We start from the raw sequence: 6,699 nt of genomic DNA, 5'->3' as shown, positions 1-6,699 counted from the left end.
ACCGCAGGGAGGATTGGGGGCGGTGGACTTGCCTGTGGGCCGTGGTCGCATGTTGATATCTTGGCCGAGCGCCACCTGTGAAAAAGTCGCACTTGTACTTAAGGAAAGGCAGCGCCGCTGAACGCTGCACTCACCGCATTTAAATTCTAGTTAGCGAGTGTTCCGCGACTCGTGGCGAGTCGCTCGCAAACATCTGTCATAGCAGCAAAATCACAATCGCCACACGCAACGATGCGCGCCGTTCAGACTTGTCCAACTTCCAACACCATGCGCACTAGGTGAGCGAGTGATGACGCTTGCATCTTTTCCATTACACGCGCGCGATGGATTTCCACGGTACGTTGACTAAGCTTCAGATCGCCGGCGATCACCTTGTTCGCTTTGCCGTGCACGACCAGGTCGAGCACTTCTCGCTCACGCGGCGTCAGTGTTTCTAATCGGCGACGGATGTCGTTGCGCTCGCCGAGCGCCGCGCGATTGCTGGTGTCTTTCTCCAGCGCCTGATTGATGCGATCGATCAGGTCCTGATCGCGGAACGGCTTCTGGATGAAATCCACCGCGCCGGCTTGCATCGCCTCCACCGCCATCGGCACATCGCCGTGTCCAGTGATGAATATGATCGGCAATATCGAATGTTTTTCATTCAGCTTCTGCTGCAATTCCAAGCCCGACATGCCAGGCATGCGAATGTCCAGCACCAGGCAGCCAGGCCGATCCTCGCTATAGGAATCCAGGAACTCCGAACCCGCACCGTAGGTCTCCACCGATTGCCCGACCGATCGAAGTAACAGCTTTAGCGCGTCACGCACCGCCGAGTCATCGTCTACGACGAAGATCGTGGGTCGCGTATTAGTAACGCTTGCTCTCATCATTGCTGACTCCCTGCTGACGCCGGCACGGCCGGCAGTGTGAAAAAGAATCGCGCGCCGCCGCCAGGATTGGCGCTGCACCACAACTTGCCGCCATGGGCGCGCACGATGGATCGGCTGATCGACAAGCCGAGTCCAGTGCCGCCGGGCTTAGTGGTGAAGAATGGATTGAACAGCTCGGCCATCGCCGCGGGATCAACGCCGGTGCCGCGATCGGCCACCATGAATTCGACGTCGCCTTCACTGTCCACCGAAGTGCGCAATAGGATTTCTCGGCGCACTTCCGGCACCGTCAACATCGCATCGATGCTGTTGCGAACCAGGTTCAATATCACCTGTTGAATTTGTACCGCGTCGGCCTGCACCTGCGGTGATTGCGGCGACGGCTCCAACACCAGGCGCACGCCGTTGTGGCGCGCGTCGGTCTGGGCCAGGGTCACCACATCGTCGAGCAACCGATTTGCTTCGAGCAACTCTCGACGCACTTCCCGGTTCTTGACGAACGTTCGCAAACGACGAATGACTTCCCCGGCGCGCAACGCTTGCGCGCCAATATGATTGAGCGCCGCCTCGACTTCTTCTTGCGAAAAATCGTTGGCCGCGATCAAGCGCTGGCAGGCCTGCGCGTAAGTCGCGATGGCGGTCAGCGGCTGATTGACTTCGTGCGCAATGCCAGCGGCCATCTCACCCATGGTGGAGATCCGTCCGAAGTGCGCGATGCGATCCTGCATTTGTCTGGCTTCGTCTTCGGCACGGCGACGATCCGTAATGTCGTGCAGCGTGCCCACTTGTCGTAAGACTCTACCGTCGGGCCGCCGCGTTGTCTGTGCAATGTGGTGCACGTAACGTAGCGATCCGTCCGGATGAATCACCCGGTACTCGATGTCCATGGAGCGCGCACTGGTCTCCAACTCGTCCCGCGCCCCTTGCCAACGGGCACGATCGGCTGGATGCACCATCGGCTCCAGATACTCGTACACCCCTATATACGGTTCGCCATAACGGCGCCCTAACACACGATAAAGATGTGGTGACCAGTAGTCCTCGAATTTGCCGTCGGCATGCACGACATAGTTGCCGAGGTTGGCGATCTCTTGCGCAATGGTGAGCTGCGCCTCGCTGCGACGAAGCGCTTCTTCCGCGTTACGGCGCACCGTGATGTCGCGAATGAAACCGACGAAGCGCGGCGGATCGGTGCCTTGCACCCGACCCACGGCTAGCTCGGCGGAGAACTCGCTGCCGTCGCGGCGCTTGGCCAACAACTCGCGACCGATGCCGATGATGCGCGGCTCGCCGGCCTCAATGTAATGACGCAGATAGTCGTCGTGCTGGGAGCGATACGGCTCGGGCAACAGGATGTTCACCTTCAGCCCGATGACCTCCTGTTCGTTGTAGCCGAACATGCGCTCGCCGGCATGATTGAGCAGCTCGATGCGGCCCTCATGATCGAACAGCACCACGGCATCGACGGCAGCATCGAGGACCGCCTGGAATTCGCGTTCCAGTCTGTGTGCGCGCTCTTCTTGGGGCTCGGCGACTCGCAATAAGGTCATAGGGCCCGATCTAACCATGCATCACAGCAGCCGTGGTAGTAGTGCTGGCCGCGATATGCACTAACCCAGGGGTCACGGCCGGCCAAAGCATGGCTTTGGCCGCCGAGATTCGCAATGCCGGGGGGCGGTAGTGACTCGGGAATGGGGAGTCGGTAGATCTCTATATTGCGGCTCTCTATATTTAAGAGAGCACCACCAGCAAGTCCTTCGCGTCCACCGTCTCGCCCGGCTGGGTGACGATCTCGCCCACCGTTGCGTCCCGATCCGAGCGCACCGACGTCTCCATCTTCATGGCTTCGATGGTGAGCAGCACATCGCCGCGCTTCACCTTGTCTCCCTGTCGGACAGCTACCGTGGCCACCGTGCCTGGCATGGGCGCGCCGACTTCGTTGGCGTCGGCGGTATCGGCCTTGCGACGAGGCGGTTTGAGCGCGACCTGGCTGCGATCCGGCACTTTGACCGAGCGCGGCTGGCCATTCAGCTCGAAGAACACGGTGCGCGTGCCGTCTTCATGGCTATCGCTGACAGCGACGAAGCGCACGATCAGCGACTTGCCGCGATCGATGTCGACGGTCACTTCATCGCCGGGCTCCATGCCATAGAAGAACAGCGGCGTTGGCAGCGCGCTGACCCGGCCGTAGTCGAGCCGGTTCTTCATGTAGTCGAGGAACACCTTGGGGTACATCAAGTACGAGGCGAACTCCTCATCCGAGATTTCGCGCCAGGTCTTGCTCTGCGCTTCATCGCGCGCCTTTTTCAAATCGATGGGCGCCAACACCTCGCCCGGCCGGCCCGTCATCGGTGCCGCGCCCTTGAGGATCTTCTTCTGTAGAGCTTCGGGGAAACCGCCGTAGGGTTGGCCCAGATCGCCGCGGAACAAGGACACCACCGATTCGGGGAACGCGATCTCGGTGTTGGGATCAAGCACCTGCTCGGGCGTCAGATTGCTGGTGACCATCATGATGGCCATGTCGCCGACCACCTTGCTGGTCGGCGTGACCTTGACGATGTCGCCGAACATCTCGTTGACCTTGGCATACGAACGCGCCACTTCCGGCCAACGCACATCGTCGATGCCCAGCGAACGCGCCTGTTCGCGCAAATTGGTGAACTGTCCGCCGGGCATGCCATGGACATACACCTCGGACGCGCCCGAACGCAGATCGCTTTCGAACGCGCTGTAGCAGTGGCGCACTTGCTCCCAGTAGCTGGACAGCACCCGCAGATTCTCGGGATCCAATCCGGACTCGCGCGGACCATGGCGCAGAGCTTCGACGATGGAACCCAGATTGGGCTGCGAAGTGAGACCGCTCATCGCGTCCAACGCGCCGTCGACGGCGTCGGCGCCGGCATCGATGGCCGCGAGCACACTCGCCGCCGCGATGCCGCTGGTGTCGTGGGTATGGAAGTGAACCGGCAAGCCGATCTCTTCCTTCAGCGCCTTGACCAAGGTACGCGCCGCATGCGGCTGACACAGCCCGGCCATGTCCTTGATGCCCAGAATGTGCGCGCCGGCCGCCTTCAGCTCGCGGCCCATGGACAAGTAGTACTTGAGGTCGTACTTGGTCTGGCGTGGATCGGACAAGTTGCCGGTGTAGCAAATCGCCGCTTCGCAAAGCGCGCCGGTCTCGCGAACCGCATCGATGGCGACGCGCATGTTCTCGACCCAGTACATCGAGTCGAAGACGCGGAAGAGATCTATGCCGGAAGTCGCCGCCTGCTTGACGAAATACTTCACCACATTGTCGGGGTAGTTGGTGTAGCCGACCGCATTCGCCGACCGCAGCAACATCTGTAACAACACATTCGGCATGGCGCGGCGGAATTCCTGCAACCGCTCCCACGGACACTCGTTGAGGAAGCGCATGGCGACGTCGAAGGTCGCGCCACCCCAGCATTCCACCGAGAACAGATTGGGCAACAAGCTCGCGTAGTACGGCGCGATGGCTTGCATGTCGTAAGTCCGGAAACGCGTCGCGAGCAACGACTGATGCGCGTCGCGCATGGTCGTGTCCGTCAGCAACACTTGCTTCTGCTCGAGCATCCATTGCGCGAACTTCTCCGCGCCCAGCTCATCCAGCTTCTGCTTGGTGCCTGGCACCGGCGGCGGCAAGGCGATCTTGGGCAACTTCGGCGACACCAGCCGCTGCGGTCGCGGTCGCGACTTCACTTCCGGATTGCCGTTGACGACCACGTCGCCGATGAAATTCAGCAAGCGCGACGCGCGATCCTTCTTGCGCGGGAAGCGGAACAGCTCCGGCGTTTGATCGATGAACTTGGTGGTGTACTCGGCCGACGCGAACTGCGGATGCAGAATCAGCTGATCGAGGAAGCGCAGATTGGTCACGACGCCACGAACACGGAACTCCCATAACGCACGATGCATGCGCGCGATGGTTTCCGCCGGCGTTGGCGACCACGCGGTCACCTTCACCAACAGCGAATCGTACGAGCGCGTAATGATTGCGCCCGAGTAAGCCGTGCCGGCATCCAGACGAATGCCGAAGCCCGCCGGACTGCGATACGCAGTGATGCGCCCGTAGTCGGGAATGAAATTGTTCTCCGGATCTTCGGTGGTCACGCGACACTGCATCGCGTAGCCGTTGAGCCGAATGTTCTCCTGGCGCGGCACGCCGCTGTCGGCATCGCCGATCCTGGCGCCTTCGGCCACCCGGATCTGCGCCCGCACGATATCGATGCCGGTCACCGCCTCAGTGACTGTGTGCTCGACCTGCACGCGCGGGTTCACTTCGATGAAATAAAATTTGCCGCTGTCGGCGTCTTGCAGGAATTCCACGGTGCCGGCATTGAGATAATTCACTGCCCGGCCGATCTTGAGCGCTTCCTCGCACAGCGACTGGCGCTGCTCGGCGCTGAAGAAAGTGGCCGGCGCACGCTCGATCACCTTTTGGTTGCGACGCTGAACGGTGCAGTCGCGCTCGAACAAATGCACCAAATTGCCATGCGAGTCGCCCAGCAATTGCACTTCAATGTGGCGCGCCCGGCGCACCAGCTTTTCCAAATAGACTTCGTCGTTGCCGAAAGCCGCCTTGGCTTCGCGACGCGCGGTGGCCACCATCTCGGGCAGCTCCTGTTCGTTTTCGACGATGCGCATGCCGCGCCCGCCGCCGCCCCAACTGGCTTTGAGCATCACCGGGAAGCCGACTTCGCGCGCCAGCCGCAATGATTCGGCGTCATCTCGCGGCAACGGCGGCGTCGCCGGCATCACCGGCACGCCGGCGGAGACGGCCAGATTGCGCGCCATCACTTTGTTGCCCAGTCGACGCATGATCTCGGGCGTGGGACCGATGAAGATCAGCCCAGCAGCGGCGCAAGCTTCGGCGAACTCAGGATTTTCCGACAAGAAGCCATAACCGGGATGGACCGCGTCGACCTGCGCGGCGCGCGCTATGCGCACGATGTCGGCGATGTCCAGATAGGCCTCGACCGGCGTTTTGCCGGCACCGACCAGGTAGCTCTCATCTGCCTTCATGCGATGCAGAGAGAAGCGGTCTTCTTGCGAATAAATGGCGACGGTGCGAATGCCGAGTTCGGCGGCAGCTCGCATCACGCGAATGGCGATCTCGCCGCGGTTGGCGATCAACAGACTCTTGATTTTGACGGTCATGCCAACTCTCGCAGCGAGGGGCAACGATCATAGCCGCAGTGGGACGACCTGCAAGACCGAGGCCAATAGGCTTTGAAGATCAAATTATCGGCCACGACGATTGCGCGGCCGCTCGAGGGAAATGACAGCGCTTACTGCTCGGCGCCGGCCACGACTGACGCTTCCTTGCGGAATGAGCCGGTGGTCAGGTCGCCGTATTCCTTGTCCATGATGACGATGCAGTTACGGCCGCGCTCTTTGGCCGCGTATAGCGCTTCATCGGCGAGCTGGATGAAACCGTAGTGACTGCGGTCAGCGGTGGGCTGCACGCAGGCGATGCCGATGCTGACAGTCAACCGGTTGCCGGCGGTGGCCGAAGGCACGGTGTGAGCGATCGCCAGCGATTCGATGCCGGCCTGGATCTGGCGCGCCATGTCCTCCGCATGCTGCCGGCGAGCATCGTAGAGAATCATGGCGAACTCTTCGCCGCCGTAGCGAGCCGCAATATCCAACGGCCGCCGCGCATGATCGCTCAACGACCACGCGACCCGGCGCAAACACTCATCGCCGGCCTGGTGGCCGAAGCGGTCGTTGTAAGCTTTGAAATGATCGATGTCGATCATCAGCAAAGTCAGCGGACGGCCTTCGCGCGCCGCCTGCGCCCACACCC

At 61.3% G+C, this 6,699-nt stretch carries 4 protein-coding genes; all 4 read right to left on the bottom strand.

The genetic code is table 11. The annotated features are described in order from the left end of the window. Positions 1-242 precede the first annotated feature (242 nt). Positions 243-869 (bottom strand): response regulator FixJ, encoded by a 627-nt coding sequence (gene fixJ, locus JNL55_RS10755; protein ID WP_415923056.1) that lies wholly within the window; start codon positions 867-869, stop codon positions 243-245. Continuing rightward, positions 869-2,422 (bottom strand): PAS domain S-box protein, encoded by a 1,554-nt coding sequence (locus JNL55_RS10750; protein ID WP_293852817.1) that lies wholly within the window; start codon positions 2,420-2,422, stop codon positions 869-871. The genes fixJ and JNL55_RS10750 overlap by 1 nt, the downstream gene beginning before the upstream one ends. A 181-nt stretch (positions 2,423-2,603) precedes the next feature. After that, positions 2,604-6,050 carry a pyruvate carboxylase gene (gene pyc / locus JNL55_RS10745; RefSeq protein ID WP_293852816.1) on the bottom strand — a complete coding sequence of 1,149 codons (3,447 nt, stop codon included), beginning with the start codon at positions 6,048-6,050 and terminating at the stop codon, positions 2,604-2,606. A 131-nt stretch (positions 6,051-6,181) separates the two neighbouring features. Next, a partial coding sequence (locus tag JNL55_RS10740; RefSeq protein WP_293852815.1) for a GGDEF domain-containing protein occupies positions 6,182-6,699 on the bottom strand: 518 nt, incomplete at its 5' end.

The organism is Steroidobacter sp., assembly GCF_016790065.1.
Classification (GTDB): domain Bacteria; phylum Pseudomonadota; class Gammaproteobacteria; order Steroidobacterales; family Steroidobacteraceae; genus Steroidobacter.
Note: the sequence above shows the minus strand (reverse complement) of the source record. Positions and strands in the feature narration are given on the sequence as shown.

Excerpts from the sequence above, each read along its gene's own strand:
- fixJ (WP_415923056.1), bottom strand. The coding sequence starts at position 869 with ATGAGAGCAAGCGTTACTAATACGCGACCCACGATCTTCGTCGTAGAC.
- JNL55_RS10750 (WP_293852817.1), bottom strand. The coding sequence starts at position 2,422 with ATGACCTTATTGCGAGTCGCCGAGCCCCAAGAAGAGCGCGCACACAGA.
- pyc (WP_293852816.1), bottom strand. The coding sequence starts at position 6,050 with ATGACCGTCAAAATCAAGAGTCTGTTGATCGCCAACCGCGGCGAGATC.